The following is a 20,383-nucleotide window of genomic DNA, read 5'->3' as shown; positions in this document are numbered from 1 at the left end:
GCTTGTTTAAGTTCGCAACGAGGCAGGCAGATCCGCCCTGGGCTCAGGAACAGTCCGAGAGGCTCCTTTCGGAAGCCGGTCCTCGATCCGCCGGTATGTCGCTAGAGCCTGGCCCACCACCTGATCCATGTTATAGTACTTGTAGGTCGCTAGCCGGCCCACGAACCAGACGTCCGGCGTCTGCCGGGCGAGTGCTTCGTATTGCCGATACCGTTCCGCATTCTCTTCCCGGGGGATCGGGTAGTAAGGGTCGCCGTCGGCGCTCGGGTATTCGTAGGTCAGGCTGGTCTTAGCGTGGTTCTGGCCGGTGAGGTGCTTGTATTCAGTGATGCGGGTGTAGTCTTCCGTCATCGGGTAGTTCACAACGCCGACGGACTGGTGCCACGGTTTGTCGAGGGTCACGTGCTTGAAACTGAGGGACCGGTAGGGCAGGCGGCCGAAGCAATACTGAAAGTATTCGTCGATCGGGCCGGTGAAGATGAGGCGCCGGTAGGTCTGCGTCTGGCGTATCTCTTCAAAATCCACGCCAAGGCGGACGTCGATATTCGGGTGCGACAGCATCCGACTGAACATCGCGGTATAGCCTTTTAGCGGCATGTACTGAAACGCATCGGTGAAATATCGGTCGTCGTCATTGGTGCGTGTCGGCACCCGTGCGGTGACCGATTTGTCGAGCCGTGAGGGATCTACGCCCCATTGTTTCCTGGTATAGCCGCGGAAAAACTTTTCGTAGAGTTCGCGTCCGACGACGCTGACGACAACATCCTCCGATGTCTGGATATCATCGACGGGCTCAGCGCGCTGCTGAAGCCACGCCTCAAGTTGTTTCGACGTCAGGTCGAGACCATACAGGCTATTGATCGTGGTACGGTTGATAGGGATCGGCACTTGCTTACCGTCCACGTGGGCCAGCACCCGGTGGCTGTAGCGCCTCCACTCGGTAAACTGTGACAGATGGTCGAATATCTGCCGCGAATTGGTGTGGAAAATATGAGGGCCGTATTTGTGGACGAGGATGCCTGCCTCATCCAGATGATCATAGGCATTGCCGCCGATATGAGGCCTGCGATCCACCAGAAGAACGGAATCTCCGTGCTCCGAGGCAAGCCTTTCGGCCAAAACACTACCGGCGAAGCCGGCGCCGACAATTAGCCAGTCATACATACGCCGCCTCCTGCGCTCCAAGGGAGGTCCGCGTGCTAACGCGCGCCATGTGCGCCTGCATGGCTGCCCAGGTCTGATCCCAGGAATTCTGCGCGAGTAATTCGTCCACTCGCGAGAGCCAATGCTGCTTTGGGCGATCGAGGAGGATTTCCGTTCGAGCGCAAAGATCCTCCGCCCCGTCGATGATCTCCACCAGCCCAAGATCGCCGTAAGGGCGCACGACGTCGCGGATCATCGTAGAGAGAACCGGCAGGCCGGCTGCCAGAAACTCGGGGGTTTTGGTCGGGCTGATGAAGCGGGTCGCATCGTTAAGCGCGAATGGCATGAGTCCCATGTCCCAATGCGCAAGATAAGTTGGGAGCTCCTTGTAGCTCTTCGGGCCGAGCCAATGGACGTTTTCACGGCGCGGAAGGATCCGTGGATCAACCTTCACAACTGGACCAATCATCACGAACTGCCAGTTGGGCCTCATGTCGGCCGCCTGGGACAGAAGATCGATATCCATCCGTTCGTCGATCACCCCGAAGAAGCCGATCCGTGGATGACGAATGGCTGATTGATCCGGTGGATCACAGTCTGCTTCACGGGCCTTGTTGAAGTGAGAGGTATCGATGCTGGACGGAAAGGGATGAATGTTTTCGTGTCGGCCCTTCTTCGCCTCGTAGAGGCTCTGGCCGCCGGTGAACACGACATCGCTAATGGAAAACATCTCGTTTTCGAAGGCGACGACTTCAGGTGGCGCTCCGTCGAAGGCTGAAAGTTCGTCCATATTGTCATAGACGATTATATTGGCGTTGAGCCAACGGCTGAACTCAAGCGCCATCGGCGTATAGTACCAAAGTACTGAAGGAGGTCTTCTCAGGTCGGAAAGAAAGTCTTCCAGCAATTGGGCCTGCATCGCGGCCGCTTCTGTCTGTCGCCCTTGCGGCAGATGTGGAACGACAATCTCGACACCTTCGTCGCTCATTGACCGATGAAGCCAAGCAGCGGGAACGTCCTCAAAAACAGGCTCTTCCCAATAGGAGACATCATAGGTGCCTGTGGCACGTGTCAGAAGGTGTTGAGGGCGCTGGAAGACAAAATTCCAGCGCAGGTGAGAGAAGCACAGAAAAATCTCGCGCGAACCATGTTCGCGCGACTTCGTGAGCAGCGCAATGTTCATGTTGTCTCCGTCGTGGGATAGAGCTGAAAGTGGGCAAAAGGCTCGTTGCGAGGGCAAGTAAGAGGTTCGCCTCAACGACTAGAAACGCATTCCTCGTTGGACTTGACGCCGCGAACAGCTCACGCCAGCAAAAGTTCGTTCTCAGCGAAAAATATTATCGATGCCGTCAGGCGGACCGGGTCATAAGTTGCGAGGCATCTTTTCGTTTTTCTGAAGCCGCCCCATCACGGCAAGAGGGAGGAACTTTTCGTCGGGCATCAAGGTTTGCAGCTCCCACGTATGGAGACGACGGCATGGAACAACTTGTAGGACCAGGATCGATCACACCTGATGATCCTGATGACCTTGCTCAGCAGGTCGGCGCGTTGTGCTACCGGCAAACCCCCAACGGCCCGGAGATTTTACTCATCACCACGCGCGGGACCGGAAAGTGGATGATCCCGAAAGGATGGCGGATTGAAGGTCTTACAGAGCGAGAAGTGGCAGAACGCGAAGCGTGGGAAGAGGCCGGAATAGTCGGGAGGGCAAAGAAGCGCGCTTTCGGCTCCTTCTCGTACATCAAGGTCGTCGGCAAGGACCGCAAACTGTCGGCGCGCGTGCGCGTTTTCCTGTTGCGGGTCCGACGTCAGCGAAACCATTACCCGGAGATGAGCCAGCGGAAGTTGGCCTGGCTTTCGCCGCAAGAGGCCGCATCTCGGGTCAAGGAGACAGAACTGAAGCGGATCCTGATCCTTGGCTGTAAAATTCTAAATGAAGCGTACCTCTGACGTGCGGAGACCTGCTAGTGCAGCCGTCGGCCTCGTTCTTTCAGCGGAGAGGCCGCTAACATTCCAAATGGCTCGATCGAAAAAGATCACGATCTTCCTTGCGCGCGACGATCTCGGTAGAGCCGTTCGCCCGACCGTAAACATCCTCAAGCTATCTGAAAATCATTCTCGCGCGAGCTATGGCCGTATCGTCGTCCAGGAAGTTGATCGGAACCGTTGCCGGCCACGGCCCGTCGATGGCGGTTACTTCAAACATGTACGTCACAGCTTGCTATCTTTCCGTATTCGTTTGCCGCCGTGTCGGCAGCCGCGAACTGGGGCGGGCGAGAAAAGTTCGGTAAGCTCAGAGTGTTTGCGATCATCAAAACATGCGCGAGCTTGCAGAAAGCCTCTGCCAACATTGCGAGACAGAACACAATCTGCGCTCCATCCGCTTACGCCGGACGTTCCTCAGCTCAAGAACCGGCTTGCCTCTCTCGCCGCCTTTTCGAAATCGCGACGCGCTTGCTCCGGCGTAATGCGATCTTCAAGTGCTGCCCGGCAAGAGATTTTTGCTTTGATGAACGGCGCGCCGGCCATCGTCGGCCAGCCTTCGGAGAGCAGGGCCAGAGCTTCGAACGGGCCAGTTACCTCGCGACGCGCGAAACCCGGCAGCGCTACGACAACAAGTTTTTCCCAATTCCCGGTAACCATGGGTTGCTCCTTCGTTAAGTGCAATATGTATCCTACCGTAATAACCTGTTCCTTACCTGCCGTACGCCTATGTCCGCTCTCGGACAATGCAGCCTTCTTGATGTGAGTTGTGCAGGCAGGTTGAACGCCTCAGCGAGATCCTCTGAAATTGCCCTCATTCATTTCTGACGGATCGTATTTCAGATCCCATTCCTTGACAGGTTTCCGGCCTGACGGTGTTTTGTGCGCCGTAGCATCCTCAGATCCGGTGGTCACGGTAGGCTTGCCGCTTGCGACACCAGTGGACTTTGGATCCGCTTGCGACTTAGCGTACTGTCCTTTCGCATCCGCTTCTGGGTTACTCATATCAATCTCCTTTCGTTTTGCCGGCGTCGGTCACCTTTTCCCGTGAGGGATCGGCGTTGTTTTCTCCGAGCGCGTCACGGTCTTTGTCGGGGTCGTCCACTGCCGGCAAATAGCCGCGCGGTCTCGTTTCCTCGGGTCCCTCCCACCGTGGTGACTGATCGGTGGTACCAGCTGCACCGGGCTTTGGCTCGTTGATTACCATTTCCAGATCCTTCTGTTGAGCTCGACCGAACAGGCAAGCCTCGTGGGAGTTCCCTTGGTTCTCGATGGATTTGCCTCAGATTCGAAAATTCGAAGGTCTCGGAAACTTTGCGTGTGTCGGCGAGTTAGCGCCGCCACGTTCACCAAAGGAGTTCAACATGGCAAACGCTGATCGAAAGCACATCGGTTCAGGATCGCAAGGCAAGGGGGACGGAACAGGGGCGATGACGGAACTCGACCAGGGCGTCCTTCCGGAAAACATGGTGCTTTCCAACCGCGACAAGGCGCAGCACTCGCGCGAACGGGGATTCGACGGCAAGGCAATCCAGACTGAACAGCTTCATGATCATGAAGCCAACAAAGATCCAGCTTGAGAGGTGAATACATGAGTAGCAGACCTCAGGCCGTTCCAGACGAAAAGCCGATCACTAGCTAACCGTAAGCGCGCATGCGTACGCTTTATAAATCCCGACCAGTACGGAAGCAGACGGAAACTCTCGAGCCAATTGGCAGTTCGCAACACGGGAGGCATGTCAAGATGGCGTCCTCGGACCTTGTTGATTGAGAACGATATGCCTCCCGGCCCCGGATATGGAGTGTGAGAATGCCTGAAGAAAGAAAAGACGATCGCTTCGATAAATCTGTGCTCGGCGCACAGGGGTCGGCACGCGTTGCGGAAAGCGTCGATACGAGTCGGACGCCCCTTGATGAAATCCAAGCCGCCAAGGTTGCGCGCGTTGGCCGAAAGCCGCTTTACGGGACCACGAAGTGAGGAAGACGTGTTAAGTGGCAACTGGGTCCACCTCTGCATCGACATGCAGCGGATGTTCGCGGAAGACACGCCTTGGCACGTTCAGTGGATGGCAAAGGTGTCGCCTTCTATCGTCGAAATAGCCGGACGACATCCCAAGAAAACCATCTTCACACGGTTCATCCCGCCGGTCAGCCCAGAACAGGTGCCGGGGATCTGGCAGGACTATTAAGTGGAGCAATATGACCCTCGAGCGTCTCGGGTGGGAGCTTGTCGATGTTGTCGCGGAGCTTCGGCGTTACATTCCGCCAGCCAAAGTTCTCGACAAGATGACCTACTCGCCGTGGGTGAACGGCAGTCTTCACCATATGCTGCAGACGCAAACCGTGCAAACTCTGGCGATCTCAGGCGAAGAAATCTATGTCCGCGTCCTCGCTTCCGCTCTCGCAGCCATCGATCTCGGTTACGAGGTCAAACTGCTCGAGGATGCGGTTTGCAGCGGCGCTGAGGAGACACATGATGCATCGCTGGAACTTCTCGGCGATCGCTTTTCTGTCCAAGTGGAAATTGTCGAGACGGAACCATTCCTCAGCCGTGTTGGGTGAGGTACTCAACGCGAACAGATCGTAGAACGACTGGACGTGGAGAAGGGTTTTGATTCAGCAGCAGAGGTGGAGCGGCGTCGCTTTCTTCGTGTTCCGCTATATTTTGGATCAAATGAACTCGATGAAACCAGACAATATAACCGAGTCATTCGGGTAAACGGCAACGTGCATAGCTAAGTGGGCCGTCTTCCCCCCTCAGCCAAAGGACAAGCAGGATTGCACCTACGACCATTGCCTGCATAAACACTCGCAACTGCATCAGCTTGTTCGAGGTGCTCCCATTCCGGCGGCTGCTCCTGCTGTAGAACAGTTTCATCATCACTATGAGCCCGACCGCTGCAACGATGATGAGGATGACAATGTTCCCGGATGTCTCAGCGAAGCACGTCGCTATCGGCGGAAGCTGGCCCCGACGGGATTGCGTTATCCTTGACTGGCCCGCGTTGCAAACCCGGCATCGCATGGAGGACTTCGATGACGGTGTATGCCTTCTCGTCGCGGAAGGCGCTTGCATGCCTTGTCGTCACGTCTTCGCCAGGGAGCGATGCCGTTTCGAGAAAGTCACCCTCGTGTCCAGCAGCAACGATGCGCGCGTCGCCAGCCGTGCGCGCTGCGACGTAGATCGATCCGTGGCTTCGTGCGTTGTCCCACCTGAAATCGTCGGGCGGTGCGACTGGTTCCAACCGATATACATTCAGGACCTCGCCAGGATCGGTGGCAGAGGCCAAGATCGTAGCATCTACGATCTGCGCCTGACTTTCAACGGACCTGCCGAATTCCGTGTCGCTCACACCGTTGTTCTTGGTGCCGCGCTGATTGTCCTGGGTAGCGTTAGACATCGTGAATCTCCTTTACCTCGGCGTCTAACGAAGCGCGCTCCTCGTCGTTCCGCACTCGACGGTGGATCCATTCAATAGCGACTGTCTTCGTCCGCGCCGCTAGGCGGGTCGGGAAGCGCTCGACCCCGGGGGGGCCTGCGGCACGACCAGCAGGTCCGCGTTCCCCGAGGCGTCTTGCCATGCGCAGCATCGAGCGACTGTCGCCTATGATCGAATCGAGTTCCCCGGCAATGAAAAGGCGGGCGGCATTCCCTTCAAATCAGCCAGCAGTGGCGATACGATCGGATCATCCGCGGCGATAATTGATGTGGGAGGTGCGCGAGAACTTCGGCCTCGCCGACGCCTATGTCGGAAGGGCGTTTGATGACCGCGATCAATCAACAGCCATGAGCGCGATCAAGGTCCACGAAACGGAACGAGCGCAGCTGCATTAGCCGACCTTGCTAGCCGATCGTATTGGCGGCGATGACGATCCTGGCTCGGGGATCTCGCACCCCGCCTCGTTTATCGAGTTTGCCGGCACTGGCCTCGGGTTTATGGTCTCTGCTCGGAACCTGAAACAACATGGCCTGTTTGCACCCATCATGGATAATAAGGGAGCAAGCTCATGGACCGCGACCAGCTCAGCCAGAACCCGACGCGCAACTCCGATGAAGTGCCCGAAGGCACTCCGGGTGGGGCCGAAAATATCTGCCGCCGGTGCGCGGGCTCCGGCAAGATAAACGGCGGTGGATGCCCCGACTGCGGCGGAACTGGAAAGGTTCTGACGCCCGTCGGTGGCGCGGGCTAGGATCATGACAGAGGAACGAGTTTGATCCCGATCGCCTTCATGGCCATCATTAGAACCTCGTTCTTGGACACCCTCACCCCACTGCGCCAGCGGATCACTTTGCCAGACCGTTCCAGAGCTGGGCGATCTAAATGCCAGCTTTCCGAGCTACTTCGATCTCCTGGAAATCGAGCAGCATTGGTCAGGATGATCGGCCATTCCTGCCGCAGCACGCCGAATGTCGTCCACAGCGCAAACCCGATGACAGTGACGGCATACGTGAGGTCCAGCCTGTGGTCGGCTCCCGGTAAACGCCTCACGAGCGAGATCAGCTTCGCGTTGCGCGCTCAAGGCTACAAGGCAGCTCTTCGCTGCGCTCCTGTAGTGACGGCCGCGTTCGGCGGGCCAGCGATGCGAAGTTTTTCCACGGCCTCAGCCGGACCTCTTCCGGCCTCCCCGGAACCCGTTCCCAACCCGAACCCACACCGGCTCCGCCCAGTAGATGTCGCCGCCGGTTCCAATAGTTGTCTCTTTCATGGCTGCCCATTTCTTATTGAGAAGATCGCAGAACACACATCTCGCTAGGACGTTCCGAATGGTCCATTCGCGTACCATTGCATCCTCGAGCTTAGAGACTCGGAACCAGCCGCGGGACTGGAGGTTTGGCCAAGAAGACGCGGAGGCCCAGGATAAGCATGGCAGAGGGTAGTGACCCCTATGGTTCGACCGAGACATCAACAGAGTACGAGGGGCAACGACGACCTGGCCGAGACGGTAACTTCATCAAGTCTGCCTGGATCATTGCGCTGCTGGCCCTGATTGTAACGGGTATCCTTGGATACGTTGCTTTCGGTTCGAACACGACAACCGATCCGGCTCCGAGCGGGTCCGCAGCATCGGGAATAGTCGAACAGTCCTCTCCCGCAAGCAACAAGCATTAGCGTTCCGGTGTGGTGCAGACGATAACGTTTTGCTTAAGGTAGCGGTCTCAGAGCCTGATGATCTCAGTTGCGCGGACAACGATCTCGTCCTGGCTCAGGAGTGTTTCCAACTCTGCTCGAAACCCAGCCCACCAGTCTCTGTCGATAGTCTCAGCCATGACTTCAACAACAATAACCTCATCATGTTCGAGGTCGTCTTCATGGTTCTTCCAAAGACCTTTGGCCGGGTTGTTGACGTGCATCGTCGTCCCGCCGAATTGGTCGGTCATTCGAGCCTCGATCGCTGCTATCGATCGGGACGTCTGTTCTACAACTGGTAGAAAAACTTCTATGAGATAAGGCATGTGCAACTCTTAAGTCTTTTGCGCAAGGGAAGAGGCCGGCACAGAGACGGATCAGAGTTTGATCCGATCGAAGCAGCCGGCCGGAATGATCGATTTGCTTACGAACAAAGCGCCCTGGCGGTAGAAGGAGCTTGGATGAGCATCAGGAGGGAGCTCAACCGCCCAGACCCGCTCGGAACGGTCTGTCCACAGCAAGGTGGCATTCAACGTTGCGATCACCGCCATCGCTTTAGCCGGCGAGACATCGGGCCGAAACATTACCAGTACTGGACCATCGCCAGGCGCCGGCGTTGCGGCAACGGTGCCAGTGATCAAGACGGCACTCACAAGCGCAAGCGGCGAAGTCAGCAACAGGTTCGGCTTTGGTGGCATGCGGCGCAGCGCCATGCCGGCCAGCAAGGGTATAACACCGAAGAGCATCAACCAGATAAGATCCCATACCACTGGATTGGCAACGTCCATGCGGATCCGATGGAGATCAAGAGTCCAGTGAGACAGAAAAGCATCGATGATGTGCCAGCCGCCGAAGCCGAGAAGCGCATCAGCGAACAACCTATCTCCCATTACGGCCGATGCGAGAAACTCCCGGGCACGCCAAAGAAGCCACAGCCCGATCGCGGCGACGACGTACATGAACGCATGGAATAAGCCGTCTGTCATGATCAGGAACCGAATGTCTCGGCCCTCCTGATCCAGGCCGCTCAGAAGGTGGTGCCATTGCAGGATCTGATGCAGCAGGATGCCGTCGAAGAAGCCGCCAAGACTAAAGCCCAGCGCAATTCCGCCCCACCTCAGATTCTTGTCACCGCCTGACCCACTCTGTGCCGCCGCGTCATCAACCATGCTATCCTCCGTCGAGACCGTCACGAACAACGGACCACTGGAAGAGTTTCAGCCGTGGCTAGGATTGTAGAAACAAAAGCCCATCATCCGACAGAGCCCAGATATCGGCGCTAGTTCTTCTGGCCGGCATATCCTGCAGCGCTTTGGTCAATGCCAGGCCATCAGCGTAGCCGAACGCCCACCGAGAATTGATCGAGCGGCGCGAATAATCAAAAGCTTTCAGCCCGACCTCCTCGTCTTGTTGTCGATAAACGAGGTGGATGATCGACAGATTTGTGTTGCCGCCCCTGGCAAACCGGCGCCGGATGTCCGTAAGGGCATGCCTGCTCTGGCTGGCGAATAAGAGGTCGGTTGCGCGACCGATCATCCCGTCTAGTGATCGTTCGAGGGGTCCCTCGCGAGGAAGAAGATCGATACAAATGCAGATGACTTCATCTGTCAGCTCAGTATCAAACATCGGATGCACAGGGAGGTTCGCCGACAGACCCGGGTCGATCAGGATTCGTCCATCGATCTGAACCGGCGGAAATGCGATCGGCAGGGCAGTGCCGGCCATGAGATGGTTCACACTCATCTCGTCGGCGCCATTGCCGAAGACCACATCTTCTCCGCTTTCGGCGTCGAGGGCCGTCATCAGGAACGTGATCTCGCAGTTATTCAGAAGGTCGAAATCGATGAGCTCTATGAGCGTGCGTCTTTGCGGCGGGGTATCGAATAGAAAGTCGGCCGAAGCATAAGAAAACAGAGCCGGGACCGCGGAAAGTTTTGGCTGAAATAGCTTTGGCCGCCCGCTGAGAAGTGCCCGCACAATGGATTGGTGTCGGCTACAGATACCGGGCATCGTGAAGCCGTCATCGCCAGCGCGCCGCCAGAATTCTCGAAGGACGCCCACGCGCTGATCAGGCGGATTGCCGGCAATCAGCGCGCCGGTGATCGCGCCAATGGACGCACTGGCAATCCGGTCAGGCGCGATGCCCTGCTCGTGCAATGCCTGGTACACCCCAGCGTGATAGGCGCCGAGCGCATTGCCGCCCGATAGACATAGCCAGATCTTTTCTGCTGTCATGACGTTTCCGTCCGTAGTTCCGACAGTACCGAACCTTCGATGAAGTTTAAAAACGCGCGCTGGTACCGCGAAACGTTATCCTAGAACGATGTCAAACGAAAACTGCCGGACACAACGCTGGCGTAGTTTTGACCAGCAAGTCCAGCTGAGTTTCCTCCGGAATGGGAGCGGCTACGATGCCGCTCCCGTTGATATCATGCGGCTTTCGTTTGCCCTTGCGATTGACGTTGGCATCCGCAAGTTGGGTGAGCAGTTCGTCGGTCTTTTCTTCTTCAGCCAGGGTTTCTTCGAGAAGCTGAGCCACGTCGTCCTTGCCGAGTTCGCGAGCCCAGTTGCGAAGTGTGCCGTAGCGGGCGATCTCATAATGTTCAACGGCCTGGGCAGCAGCCAGCAGACCAGCGTCGAGCGCTGCGGAATCCTTAAATTCCTCCAGGATTTCCTGTCCTTCCTCAACGATGCCGTCGATAGCCGGGCAGGTCTTGCCGCGTGCCGGCTTACCAAGGATCTCGAACACCTGAACAAGGCGTTCGATTTGGCCTTCAGTCTCCTGCAGGTGGGTCTCGAATGCTGTCTTCAAGTCCTGCGACTGTGCGCCGCGGATCATCTTCTCAGCGCTGCAACGATCTTCCGCTCGGCATAATAGATGTCCTTCACGCCGTCGATGAAAAGGTCTTCGAGGGTCTTGGTCGCCATAAATGTACTCCGTAAATGGAAATGTGCCGGATCGGCAGACATGTTGGCGAAGGCCAACACAGCCGGTTAACATCAGTCCGCCACATTTGTCCGGCAAGCGAGCTCCTGACGCATGGCCATTCCTTTCTGGTGTTTGGACGAGATTATCCAGGATGAAAGCAGTTGTTGCAGCGGGCCGGTCCCACATAGGCAAGTGGCCGCACTGATCGAACCAATGTAAGTTCGATCCCGGAAACGCAGCTGAGCGCGCCGGGCCTGCCGTGGAAAACATAGCCGATCCTGCCGACCCCATGCGATGGCGACCGACCTGGAGCAAGAGGCTGCTGGCCCGATCTGCGGAGGAATCGACGTCTGGTTTCGAACGATGGCCTCGAAATTTAGTGCGTCCGCGCACGTGTCGATCTCACCGGCGATGAATGGATCAGGCAGCCTAAATAGATCATAGGATAGCTGACGAATGGAAAGTGGCCGGATCCCCCGTTTCGCAAGGACCCGCCGTTTGGTGCCAAGGCCTCGGATTAGTTTGATTGTACTCATCAGGCTTGCATGGACGTATTGCCTCTCCCAGCCATGCCAGAAGCCGCCCGGATCAAGCGCAGTCGCCGACCGACTGGTCCCCGTCGTGCGAGCTTAAGCACAATCCTGCCCCCCAGGGAGCAGCCAACGACGTCGCATTCGTTCAGGCCTTCATCACGGAGAAACGCTTCGACGCGCCTGACAAGGCCTGAAATTGTTTTGCCCTCTGGGCCGACTGGCACTCCGCCATGACCCGATAGGTTGACGACGATCAGCCGCAGGCGTCGTTGCAATTCTTCCCGTACAAGGTCCCCTGACCGAGCGCTTCCGCCAAGCCCATGGATCAGCAGAAGTGGCTCCCCAGATCCCCATGTTTTGAATGTCAGCATGCGCGCCTCCAAGCCGCAGGGAACTATGCGGCTGGCCATCGGTTCCCGGTGTCTTGGAGCAACGGAGGGGAGAATGTCGGACAAACGATCGACCGGACCGGTGGCAGCAAGCGTTTTCGACACTCTGCGTGTGGTGCGCTCGGTGCTGGCGCCGACGATCGCCAAAGGTGTCATCAAACGGCGCCCACTGATGGAAGCGACAGCCGAGCACGGAGACCTTGACGCGAAAGCTGTCCAACTCATGCAGCGCCTCAGAACCAAATACGGAGACGGCCCGCTCAAGCTTAGCATTCCGTTCCGGCCGCAAGTCCTCCTGCTCGACGCAGCACATGTCGCACAGGTCCTTGAAGGTGCGCCGTCGCCCTTTAGTCCGGCAACGAAAGAAAAACGTTCGGCCCTCGCGCATTTCGAACCGGGCAACGTCCTGATTTCGGGACCGGAGCGAAGGGAAGAACTGCGACCCGTTCATGAGAACGCACTCGCCACCGAGACGCGTCGTCATCCCTTCTTCGAGCGGTTCCAGATGATCATCGACGAGGAATTCGATGACCTTCTTTCTAATTTCACAGCAGACAAGCAGGTCAAATGGAAAGACTTTGCCGAGCCATGGTTTCGGATCGTCAGGCGCGTCGTTCTGGGAGACCGGGCGCGCGATGACGCTGCGTTAACTGGGTTACTCGATGAACTGCGCCGGCGCGCCAACTGGGCTTTTGCAATACCGACCAACCGGAAGAAGCTTCGGAGCTTTCAGATGCGCATTGCCGCCTATCTGCAGAATCCGGAACCGGTAAGTCTGATTGCCCGGCTCCCAGACGACCGGCAACTCCAGCTTGAGAGCCAGATTGCCCAGTGGCTATTCGCCTTCGACGCCGCTGGAATCGCCACGTTTCGGGCCCTGGCGCTTGTCGGAAGTCATCACGAAACGCAAGAGGCGCTACGACAGGAGAGTAAGCTTGTGGCCGCTGATCGGCGCTTCGCGCGTGCCATTTTCCTCGATACGATCAGGCTCTGGCCAACGACACCCGCGATCCTGCGGGAACTGACGGAGGATGCCCATATCGGGGAAACTATGATCCGAAAAGGCACCGGCGTGATCATCTTCGCCCCATTTTTCCACCGCGATGATGAGCATCTCGCCTTTGCCCATCGGCTCAATCCCGCCCCTTGGGTGGATCAAGAAGCAGCCGCTCCCAAAGGACTTGTGCCATTCAGCGCGGGCCCGGCGATGTGTCCAGCCCACAATCTCGTGCCGATGCTGGGCAGCCTGACTATCGGGATGTTCCTTCAGGAAACAGAGATCTCCTTGCTGCAGCCGGCGATGAGGCCCGATCACCTTCCAGCAAGTTTCAACCATTTCGGGATCGCTCTGCAACTGAGCCACAGATCGCGGACCGCCGCATGAAGCCACCTGCCGGGATGCTCTGTTCGATTCTGCCGCAACCATGGCACAATCGCTTGCATGCTTCCTTCATGGACGGCCGTTTGGGCGAACCCCTGGCTCATGCGACGTATCGCGCCGCTCTTGAACTGGCTTCGTCGCATTCCGAGCACTCGACGAGTTCGCCCGTCGGGCATCGTGTTCGAACCAGGCACCGTGACTGAAAGTCACCCGCTTTGGCTGTAGCGATACCATGTGATAGGCAGCGTCTCTGGCATCCTGGCCTTTCAGCTTCACGACAAGCCGGAGATAGACCGGAGCTTTCTCGTGCGTGCCGGCAAGTCGGGAGAACAAGCGCATCGGGATCGACGTGTGATTGCGATCCAGGTTCTGAACGAGGTCGGTCAGGATCAGACTGCTGCTAGGCCTGTGGAAAAACAGACCTCTCGAAACCCGCCCATGCCAGGCACTTCGATCTACTCTATCTCGGGCGACCACAGGGCCTGGGACGAGGCGCCGAGATCATCGTGCCATGCAATAGCCGCACGTTTGACCTTTCGTCGCTTTCGCCGACCGGGTGCCGACCAGGCCAGCGCGTTGGGGAAATAAGCCGTCCAGTCCTCTATGAAGCTCCAGTGGGCGCTGTTGGGGGCGACGAGATGCCGGACTGGACCGAGATTGTCGAGCTCGTCGCGAAGGTGCGCGTGACAATGCGTCGGCGAGTGCAGGACGAGGGCGTCCCCATCTAGCTGCATGACCATCATGCGCACAGGCAGCGGGACGACGCCGCCCGCATTAAGAGGTTCGCTATCCACAACCCAGATTCGGTCCCCAACCGGCTTGAGAACGTTGAGCGGCGGGTACGTTGTCATCAGTGCCTCATCGGTCAGTTTGAAGCAGGCGAGACCCGGCGTTCTATCCAAGGGCTCTTCGGGAACCTTCGGTCACTGATTAAGCTCAGTCGCCACCTTCAGGTGATGCTCAAGGGCTGGCCGCGTTTTCGCGGCCCAAGCCTTGAGTTCTGCATTTTCGCCCTCGTCGCCGTAGCGCTTGAACAGATCGACGGCATCCTCGTGCACATCTTCCTGATCGGAATGGTACTGTTTGGTGAAATCGTCACCATTGAGCTTCTTCAGGTCGTCCAGCATGCTCTGGTGCGACGACGACATCTTCGTCGGGACGGTTGCCTTGACCTTGCCTGCCGAGATGAGCCCCTTGAGCTCGTCGGAGGTTTTCTGGTGATCGGTCAGCATCTGCTGGGCGAAGATCTTGGTCTTTGCGTCGGACCGTTCCAAGGCGAGCTTGCTCGACCCGATTTCGAACATGTCGCTGCTGGCCGCCTCCATCATGAAGTCTTCGGTCTTAGGCGCAACGCCCATCAGCGAATTCGCGCCGGTTTTCTCAGCGGTTGATTGTGCAGACACTGCGGAGCTAGTCGCCGCGAGAATAAGTGAAACGTAAATCAGGGTCTTCATGGAAGGTCCTCCTTTTTGACCACGGCGCGAACCACCGACCTCCGGACAAGTTCCCAAGTTAGGGAACCTCATTCGAGGACGCATGTTCGAGAGCGGGAAAGGGAGTGTCACGATGAATATTGTCGAACTCACACGAGAACCGGTCGCCGACATGGCACCGCGTCTGGAAGCGATGACAGTCGATGAGGTTTTCGCGATGATGGATGCACTGGAGAAGGAGAGCGAGCACACAGATCGTGCCGCGCAAGATGAGGTGCTTGCGCGCATTGCTTTGATCCAGGACGAGATCGATCGCCGCTTTCCGGGCCAGCGGCTTGCCCCCTACCAAGACTGGAAGAAGAGCCAGCTTTTGCCCTGAGGAATGAAGATGGTCCTGAAATCTCTCATCGCCGAAATAACGGGCCAAGTGCCGCCGCAAGCAAGTGACATTTCTGAGGAGATCGCGCCAGGACGACGGCTCGTCGTAATCTTTGAAGATACGCTTGGCGCGCTGCGCGAGTGGCAAAATGAATTGTTGCGGACAGACGGCGATGCGCTTCGTCACATGAATATGTGGGTCGCCTGCGTTCCGTCGGATGGGCATCCTGCGCTGCTCAACGGCCGGGTGAGCGATTTCCCGGTCGAAGAGCTGCGACATGCATTGTCAGAGGGCTCACCCGGCCAGTTTCAGGTCGTGCTCCTGGATGTTGAAGGCGACGTGATACTCCGAGCCGATGGTCCAGTGACGATTGAACAGCTCTCAGAGGCTGTGGACCGCATACCGCCGTTACCACAGATGTCTTCCTAAACGGACAGTTTTCGTGAGAGTTGCTCCCTAGACCGTCGCGATGGAAACCGCACGGCTCTCGTCAGGGGCAGCGACGGCAATTAAAGGCACATCATCCGGGAACTCGCGGAAGGAATCAGGTTAGAGCGCCTCCGAACAGCTTGTTGCTCAGGATCTTTCACTGCACCCGGGGACGATTGCATATCTTCATCGACGCACGCCGGACGCTCCGGCCTTACGAGGCGCACCCTCATGACTGGCACAATTTCAGCCGCGACCGCAACCCCCATCGCAGGAGTAACAGGAAGACAGGCGCAGTCGCACGCGCCGACGGCCAGCCGAGACGATGTCCCAATCTCAATGCGAATTAACGGACAGCCCTATCAGTTCAGCGTCGATGCTCGCACTTCGCTCCTCGACCTGATCCGCGACCATGCCGGGCTGACCGGGACGAAGAAGGGCTGTGATCACGGTCAATGTGGCGCCTGCACGGCGCTCACGGAAGGGCGACGGACATTGTTCTGTATAGTTTCGCCGAAATGAACGACGTGCTGGAGATCACAACTATCGAAGGGCTCGTATCAGCTGTCAGCGAACTGCATCCGATGCAGCAGGGCGAGGACAAACGAGCAAAGCGCGGTCATCCTGCAAGAGTTGACCGATGCGCTACAACGAGAGAAATCCAGTTGAGCGGCAGGGCGATCCGCGACAGCCCTCGCAAATTCTCCCTTGTCGTAAAACACCAGCGGGATCGTCGAACGCGCCCGGCAAGCGCGCCGCTGCTCGTGCCGCAGAATACAAGGAAGACGCCGACCGCGACCGGTTAGCCCTGAACCGCAAGCAAGATCAGGAGCGACAGGCAAAGCATAGCCGACGAGCCGATACCGATCGCCATGCCATCCCATTTGTTATCGGCGACGAAACTCACGCCGCGCGACGCGATCTGGATGATGCCGAGCGCCGAGCTGAAGGTCAGCGCCTGCGCGGAACTCAGCCCTTCGTCTTTCAAGAGCTCGATCAGCACCGAGCTAAAGCCATAGGTGATGAAGGCATTGAAGACGATTGCCGCGACGATCAGCACGAAGGTCCGGTCATAGCTGCGCGCTTTGACCGGAATCGCGGCTGCGGCCGAACGCGGCGTCCCCGCGTCTTCGCGGCAGACCGAAGATATAGAGCGGCAGGCAGACGAGAGCCATAACAAGCGCATATACCTCGCAGGCGCCCGCGCCTGGTGTGCAATTGCAAATCATTAGCAATGCTAGTGTATCGGTTTGATGACGGCGAAAGTGGGGGAGGGGTTCGTTAGAAGCCCTCCTTTCAAACTTTCTGCATCGTTCACCACGCGGCGCGCTTCCACCAACAAGCTGGTTCCATGCGGCGTCAGTTCCGGATAACGGCCGATCCGGTCGAATAACCGCGCGCCCAGTTGCGCCTCGAGATTGGCAATAGTCTGGCTAACGACGGACTGTGCTCGCCCCAAGGTTTTGCCAGCGGCGGAGAAGCTTCCCGTGTCGGCGGCCGTGTGTGGCTAATATTACCTCAACGACTGTAGTTAACCTTCTATGAAAAAACTCATTTCTACACATAACCCGCTATGTCGTGAAGGTTAAGGAACTATTGCTTTATGTTCAGAGACGGGATTGATAGCGACATAGTTTTGTTGGGGGTTACACGATGTCCGTTGAAGATCCGCGCCTGTCGAGCATTTCGGAAGAAAATCTGACTGAGAATTTCTCGTCGGAAATCCAGGAGGAGATCGCTTCTTCTTCGACGCCTTCGCCGATCGAGCATGAGATCCAGGTGGCACAGGCCGGTGACGGCCGCACCCCGACGACAGGCCGCCTTCCGACAGATCCGAACGCGCCGGCCGCTCCTCCGGCCGCTCCGGCCGCGCAAGTGACCCCGGACGCGAACAACGTCATTCATCTTGCGGCAAACGTCTCGATCGACGATGTCCGCGTCGATGGCGCGAACCTGATCCTGGTCCAGGCGGATGGCACCGAGGTCGTCATCGTCAACGGCGCGGCGAAGATCCCGACCATGCTGATCGGCGAAGTGGAGGTTCCCCAGCAGGTTCTCTTCGCGGCACTGGAAGACAGCGGTATCAACGTCGCAGCCGGTCCGGATGGGTCCTTCACCGCAACCGGACGTCCTGACAGCTCCGGCGCCGAATTCGAAGACTCGATCCAGCAGAGCCAGAATGGCCCCATTCAGCTGGCTTCGCTGCTCGGCGACACGGAATTCGGCGACGGCGGCCCCGGCGGCCCCCAGACGACGGGAGACGATCAGCCGATCGCGGTCGACATGTCGATGCCGTTCGGCCTGACGGAATCGGTGCTGGTCGACGGCATCACGGGCAACGAAACGATCACCGGCGTGCTGCAGTTCGACGGCGGCGACGACTTCGGAATTGTGACTTCGGTCAATTTCAACAATGCCAACGACCTGAACGAGGGGCCGACCCCGACCGCCGGCGCCACGGAGGCGCTCTCCTCGGGCGGGCATCCTGTCACCGTGACGACGTCCCCGGACGGCCTGACGGTCACCGGAACGATCACGGTTGGCGGCGTAACCACCACGGTGTTCACGCTCCAGGTCACGAATGCCGTAACCGGCGAGTTTACCTTCACGCAGTCCCAGCCGCTCGATCATCCGGACGGCAACCAGACCAGCGCCGACGATATTCTGCGGTTGAACTTCTCGTTTACGGTGACCGACAAGGACGGCGATGCGTCCACCGGTTCGTTCATGATCGATATCGCCGATGACGGTCCGTCGATCACGGGTCCGGTGACGCTCGCTTCGGTGAACGAGGACGATCTTGCAGGCGGCAATGACGACGGCGAATCGCATGAGAGCCTCGTCACCTCGGCGGCCCTCGGTATCTCCTGGGGTGCCGACGCCAATGTGAAGGGCGAGTCGGAAGGTGATACCTTCGGCCGTTCGATTGCGTTCAATGGCGACGGCCTGCCGCAGGGTCTGACTTCGGGCGGCGTTGCGGTCGTCTACGGTGCGCCGACAGTCTCGGCCAATGGCATCGTCACCATCACCGCATTCAAGGGCAGCGTCGAAGGTCCGGCGGTGTTCACCGTCACCCTCGATCCGACCTCGGAACACGGCACGGCGACGTTCGAGCTGAAGGGTGCGCTTGACCATGCTTCCGAAAGCGACGCTCTCCCGCTGACCTTCAACTATACGGCAACGGACGCCGACGGCGATTCGCAGACCGGCAGCTTCTCCGTCACGGTCGATGACGACATTCCGGTCATTGGCGAGAACGCGCTGGTTCGGCTGGACGACGACGCGCTGACCGGCGGTATTGCTGGCGGCAACGGCGATGATGCCGACTCCGTCAACGCCACGGGTGTACTTGCACATGCTTACGGTGCCGACGGCGCCGGTTCGGTCCTGTGGATCGGCAGCGGCCTGACGCTGCCTGCGGGCTTCACCGCGACGCCGTCCGAAGACGGCAAGGTGATGACGATCTTCCAGGGCGAGCGCGCCGTCGTCTCGATCACGATCACCGACACGGTGACGGGCGCCTACCAGGTTACCCAGCTTGCTCCGATCGACCATCCGCAGGGCACGATCCCGGGCACGGAAGACAACGTCCAGTTCACGATCTCCTATCAGGTCACCGACAAGGACGGCGATGCGGCTGCAACGCCCGGCACGCTGACCATCAATGTCGATGACGACATTCCGACGATCGGCGAGAATTCGCTGGTTCAGCTGGACGACGACGCGCTGACCGGCGGTAATCCGGGCGGCAATGGCGATGACGCCGACTCCGTCAACGCCACGGGTGTGCTTGCACATTCTTACGGTGCCGATGGCGCCGGTTCGGTCCTGTGGATCGGCAGCGGCCTGACGCTGCCTGCGGGCTTCACCGCGACGCCGTCGGAAGACGGCAAGGTGATGACGATCTTCCAGGGCGAGCGCGCCGTCGTGTCGATCACCATCACCGACACGGTGACGGGCGCCTACCAGGTTACCCAGCTTGCACCGATCGACCATCCGCAGGGCACGATCCCGGGCACGGAAGACAACGTCCAGTTCACGATCTCCTACCAGGTCACCGACAAGGACGGCGACGCGGCTGCAACGCCCGGCACGCTGACCATCAATGTTGACGACGACACCCCGACTGTCGTTGCCAATGACACCTTGCAGCTCGATGACGATACATTGGGTGGCAATGCTGGCGGTCAAGGCGACGATACGCCGACCGCGACGTCGGGCGTCCTTGGCCATAGCTTCGGTGCTGATGCCGCTGGCTCGATCTCGTGGTCGGGCAGCGGGCTTACGCTCCCCTCCGGCTTCTGGTTCGTGCGTTCGGAAGATGGTTCTCAGTTGACGATCACCCAGAACCAGAATGGGACGTACGTACCGGTGTTCAAGCTGGTCATCGACAGCGCTTCGACCGGCGCCTACCATGTCGAGCAGCTGGCGCCCGTCAATCATGAAGGTACCAATCCTGGCTTTGAAGACAATATTTCCGTCACCGTGTCCTATGAAGTGAAGGATGGTGACAATGACGTTGCCACCGGTACGCTGAAGATCGATATCGATGATGATACCGCCAAGATCGGGACGCCGTTTGCGGGCGGCATTGTCGAGGAAGAGCAGGGTGCCGTGAACGGCGCCGGCAACGAGGACACGAGCGGTGTCGGCGA

22 protein-coding genes and 3 pseudogenes are annotated in these 20,383 nt (G+C 58.4%); 8 read left to right on the top strand and 17 right to left on the bottom strand.

All coding sequences use genetic code 11. The annotated features are described in order from the left end of the window. Positions 1–6 precede the first annotated feature (6 nt). Both glf and J2X76_RS31040 read right to left on the bottom strand, forming a co-directional pair. Positions 7–1,164 carry a UDP-galactopyranose mutase gene (gene glf / locus J2X76_RS31045; RefSeq protein ID WP_310221728.1) on the bottom strand — a complete coding sequence of 386 codons (1,158 nt, stop codon included), beginning with the start codon at positions 1,162–1,164 and terminating at the stop codon, positions 7–9. Continuing rightward, positions 1,157–2,326: a glycosyltransferase gene (locus tag J2X76_RS31040; RefSeq protein ID WP_310221725.1), complete on the bottom strand. Its 1,170-nt coding sequence runs from the start codon at positions 2,324–2,326 to the stop codon at positions 1,157–1,159. The genes glf and J2X76_RS31040 overlap by 8 nt, the downstream gene beginning before the upstream one ends. 293 nt (positions 2,327–2,619) lie before the next feature. Here J2X76_RS31040 and J2X76_RS31035 point away from each other — a divergent pair, with 293 nt between their 5' ends. Further along, the gene (locus tag J2X76_RS31035) at positions 2,620–3,093 is read left to right on the top strand and encodes an NUDIX hydrolase (RefSeq protein ID WP_310221723.1); all 474 of its coding nucleotides are present in this window, start codon (positions 2,620–2,622) and stop codon (positions 3,091–3,093) included. A gap of 450 nt (positions 3,094–3,543) precedes the next feature. On the opposite strand, the gene J2X76_RS31030 is transcribed toward J2X76_RS31035, so the two are convergent. From J2X76_RS31030 to J2X76_RS31020, 3 genes are all read right to left on the bottom strand, one after another. Further along, positions 3,544–3,810: a DUF982 domain-containing protein gene (locus J2X76_RS31030; protein WP_310221722.1), complete on the bottom strand. Its 267-nt coding sequence runs from the start codon at positions 3,808–3,810 to the stop codon at positions 3,544–3,546. Positions 3,811–3,915: 105 nt separating this feature from the next. Further along, positions 3,916–4,131: a hypothetical protein gene (locus J2X76_RS31025; protein WP_310221721.1), complete on the bottom strand. Its 216-nt coding sequence runs from the start codon at positions 4,129–4,131 to the stop codon at positions 3,916–3,918. Position 4,132: 1 nt separating this feature from the next. Beyond that, positions 4,133–4,327 (bottom strand): hypothetical protein, encoded by a 195-nt coding sequence (locus J2X76_RS31020; protein ID WP_310221766.1) that lies wholly within the window; start codon positions 4,325–4,327, stop codon positions 4,133–4,135. Positions 4,328–4,490: 163 nt separating this feature from the next. Between J2X76_RS31020 and J2X76_RS31015 the strand changes: the two genes are divergently transcribed. Together J2X76_RS31015 and J2X76_RS31010 are read left to right on the top strand one after the other, a co-directional pair. Continuing rightward, positions 4,491–4,706, top strand: a complete 216-nt coding sequence (locus J2X76_RS31015; RefSeq protein WP_310221719.1) for a hypothetical protein — start codon at positions 4,491–4,493, stop codon at positions 4,704–4,706. 441 nt (positions 4,707–5,147) lie between these two features. Continuing rightward, a pseudogene (locus J2X76_RS31010) lies at positions 5,148–5,688 on the top strand (cysteine hydrolase family protein). A 145-nt stretch (positions 5,689–5,833) separates the two neighbouring features. Here J2X76_RS31010 and J2X76_RS31710 read toward each other — a convergent pair. From J2X76_RS31710 to J2X76_RS30980, 8 genes and pseudogenes are all read right to left on the bottom strand, one after another. Beyond that, positions 5,834–6,151, bottom strand: coding sequence for an HIG1 domain-containing protein (locus J2X76_RS31710; RefSeq protein ID WP_405030133.1), 318 nt, complete (start codon positions 6,149–6,151; stop codon positions 5,834–5,836). Next, entirely contained in the window at positions 6,063–6,527 is a 465-nt protein-coding gene (locus tag J2X76_RS31005) for a hypothetical protein (RefSeq protein ID WP_310221717.1), read from the bottom strand. The genes J2X76_RS31710 and J2X76_RS31005 overlap by 89 nt, the downstream gene beginning before the upstream one ends. Positions 6,528–7,464: 937 nt before the next feature. Beyond that, a pseudogene (locus tag J2X76_RS31705) lies at positions 7,465–7,698 on the bottom strand (hypothetical protein); the annotation flags it as partial. Positions 7,699–8,284: 586 nt separating this feature from the next. After that, entirely contained in the window at positions 8,285–8,506 is a 222-nt protein-coding gene (locus J2X76_RS31000) for a hypothetical protein (RefSeq protein WP_310221716.1), read from the bottom strand. 126 nt (positions 8,507–8,632) lie between these two features. Further along, a complete protein-coding gene (locus tag J2X76_RS30995; RefSeq protein ID WP_310221714.1) occupies positions 8,633–9,424 on the bottom strand; it encodes a DUF2243 domain-containing protein in 792 nt (263 codons plus the stop codon). Positions 9,425–9,482: 58 nt separating this feature from the next. Then, a complete protein-coding gene (locus tag J2X76_RS30990) occupies positions 9,483–10,490 on the bottom strand; it encodes a patatin-like phospholipase family protein (RefSeq protein ID WP_310221712.1) in 1,008 nt (335 codons plus the stop codon). Positions 10,491–10,692: 202 nt separating this feature from the next. Further along, positions 10,693–11,183 (bottom strand): annotated as a pseudogene (locus J2X76_RS30985) (ferritin-like domain-containing protein); the annotation flags it as partial. A 536-nt stretch (positions 11,184–11,719) separates the two neighbouring features. Continuing rightward, entirely contained in the window at positions 11,720–12,088 is a 369-nt protein-coding gene (locus tag J2X76_RS30980) for an alpha/beta fold hydrolase (protein WP_310221710.1), read from the bottom strand. A 73-nt stretch (positions 12,089–12,161) separates the two neighbouring features. Between J2X76_RS30980 and J2X76_RS30975 the strand changes: the two genes are divergently transcribed. Then, positions 12,162–13,490 carry a cytochrome P450 gene (locus tag J2X76_RS30975; RefSeq protein WP_310221708.1) on the top strand — a complete coding sequence of 443 codons (1,329 nt, stop codon included), beginning with the start codon at positions 12,162–12,164 and terminating at the stop codon, positions 13,488–13,490. A 452-nt stretch (positions 13,491–13,942) separates the two neighbouring features. Here the strand turns inward: J2X76_RS30975 and J2X76_RS30970 are convergent, their stop codons facing one another. Both J2X76_RS30970 and J2X76_RS30965 read right to left on the bottom strand, forming a co-directional pair. Then, positions 13,943–14,389, bottom strand: coding sequence for a DUF4336 domain-containing protein (locus J2X76_RS30970; protein ID WP_310221706.1), 447 nt, complete (start codon positions 14,387–14,389; stop codon positions 13,943–13,945). Between the two features lie 21 nt (positions 14,390–14,410). Further along, positions 14,411–14,941: a DUF4142 domain-containing protein gene (locus J2X76_RS30965; protein ID WP_310221704.1), complete on the bottom strand. Its 531-nt coding sequence runs from the start codon at positions 14,939–14,941 to the stop codon at positions 14,411–14,413. Positions 14,942–15,053: 112 nt separating this feature from the next. On the opposite strand from J2X76_RS30965, the gene J2X76_RS30960 reads away from it, so the two are divergent. The 3 genes from J2X76_RS30960 (at position 15,054) to J2X76_RS30950 (ending at position 16,250) form a co-directional block, all read left to right on the top strand. Further along, positions 15,054–15,299 carry a hypothetical protein gene (locus J2X76_RS30960; RefSeq protein WP_310221702.1) on the top strand — a complete coding sequence of 82 codons (246 nt, stop codon included), beginning with the start codon at positions 15,054–15,056 and terminating at the stop codon, positions 15,297–15,299. A gap of 9 nt (positions 15,300–15,308) precedes the next feature. Then, positions 15,309–15,728, top strand: a complete 420-nt coding sequence (locus J2X76_RS30955; protein ID WP_310221700.1) for a DUF4174 domain-containing protein — start codon at positions 15,309–15,311, stop codon at positions 15,726–15,728. Between the two features lie 231 nt (positions 15,729–15,959). Beyond that, a complete protein-coding gene (locus tag J2X76_RS30950; protein WP_310221698.1) occupies positions 15,960–16,250 on the top strand; it encodes a 2Fe-2S iron-sulfur cluster-binding protein in 291 nt (96 codons plus the stop codon). 280 nt (positions 16,251–16,530) lie between these two features. Here J2X76_RS30950 and J2X76_RS30945 read toward each other — a convergent pair whose 3' ends face one another. Both J2X76_RS30945 and J2X76_RS30940 read right to left on the bottom strand, forming a co-directional pair. Further along, positions 16,531–16,914 (bottom strand): hypothetical protein, encoded by a 384-nt coding sequence (locus tag J2X76_RS30945; protein ID WP_310221695.1) that lies wholly within the window; start codon positions 16,912–16,914, stop codon positions 16,531–16,533. Positions 16,915–16,965: 51 nt separating this feature from the next. After that, complete coding sequence (locus tag J2X76_RS30940; RefSeq protein WP_405030132.1) at positions 16,966–17,187, bottom strand: LysR family transcriptional regulator; 222 nt, start codon at positions 17,185–17,187, stop codon at positions 16,966–16,968. Between the two features lie 194 nt (positions 17,188–17,381). Between J2X76_RS30940 and J2X76_RS30935 the strand changes: the two genes are divergently transcribed. Beyond that, the coding region (locus J2X76_RS30935) for a DUF5801 repeats-in-toxin domain-containing protein (RefSeq protein ID WP_310221693.1) at positions 17,382–20,383 on the top strand (3,002 nt) is incomplete at its 3' end.

Source organism: Neorhizobium sp. 2083, assembly GCF_031455615.1.
Classification (GTDB): Bacteria; Pseudomonadota; Alphaproteobacteria; order Rhizobiales; family Rhizobiaceae; genus Neorhizobium.
This window is presented reverse-complemented; position numbering and strand designations above follow the sequence as displayed.

Coding starts and splice junctions, on each gene's coding strand:
- glf (WP_310221728.1), bottom strand. CDS start 1,164: ATGTATGACTGGCTAATTGTCGGCGCCGGCTTCGCCGGTAGTGTTTTG.
- J2X76_RS31040 (WP_310221725.1), bottom strand. CDS start 2,326: ATGAACATTGCGCTGCTCACGAAGTCGCGCGAACATGGTTCGCGCGAG.
- J2X76_RS31035 (WP_310221723.1), top strand. CDS start 2,620: ATGGAACAACTTGTAGGACCAGGATCGATCACACCTGATGATCCTGAT.
- J2X76_RS31025 (WP_310221721.1), bottom strand. CDS start 4,131: ATGAGTAACCCAGAAGCGGATGCGAAAGGACAGTACGCTAAGTCGCAA.
- J2X76_RS31015 (WP_310221719.1), top strand. CDS start 4,491: ATGGCAAACGCTGATCGAAAGCACATCGGTTCAGGATCGCAAGGCAAG.
- J2X76_RS31710 (WP_405030133.1), bottom strand. CDS start 6,151: ATGCGATGCCGGGTTTGCAACGCGGGCCAGTCAAGGATAACGCAATCC.
- J2X76_RS31005 (WP_310221717.1), bottom strand. CDS start 6,527: ATGTCTAACGCTACCCAGGACAATCAGCGCGGCACCAAGAACAACGGT.
- J2X76_RS31000 (WP_310221716.1), bottom strand. CDS start 8,506: ATGACCGACCAATTCGGCGGGACGACGATGCACGTCAACAACCCGGCC.
- J2X76_RS30995 (WP_310221714.1), bottom strand. CDS start 9,424: ATGGTTGATGACGCGGCGGCACAGAGTGGGTCAGGCGGTGACAAGAAT.
- J2X76_RS30990 (WP_310221712.1), bottom strand. CDS start 10,490: ATGACAGCAGAAAAGATCTGGCTATGTCTATCGGGCGGCAATGCGCTC.
- J2X76_RS30980 (WP_310221710.1), bottom strand. CDS start 12,088: ATGCTGACATTCAAAACATGGGGATCTGGGGAGCCACTTCTGCTGATC.
- J2X76_RS30975 (WP_310221708.1), top strand. CDS start 12,162: ATGTCGGACAAACGATCGACCGGACCGGTGGCAGCAAGCGTTTTCGAC.
- J2X76_RS30965 (WP_310221704.1), bottom strand. CDS start 14,941: ATGAAGACCCTGATTTACGTTTCACTTATTCTCGCGGCGACTAGCTCC.
- J2X76_RS30960 (WP_310221702.1), top strand. CDS start 15,054: ATGAATATTGTCGAACTCACACGAGAACCGGTCGCCGACATGGCACCG.
- J2X76_RS30955 (WP_310221700.1), top strand. CDS start 15,309: ATGGTCCTGAAATCTCTCATCGCCGAAATAACGGGCCAAGTGCCGCCG.
- J2X76_RS30950 (WP_310221698.1), top strand. CDS start 15,960: ATGACTGGCACAATTTCAGCCGCGACCGCAACCCCCATCGCAGGAGTA.
- J2X76_RS30945 (WP_310221695.1), bottom strand. CDS start 16,914: ATGCGCTTGTTATGGCTCTCGTCTGCCTGCCGCTCTATATCTTCGGTC.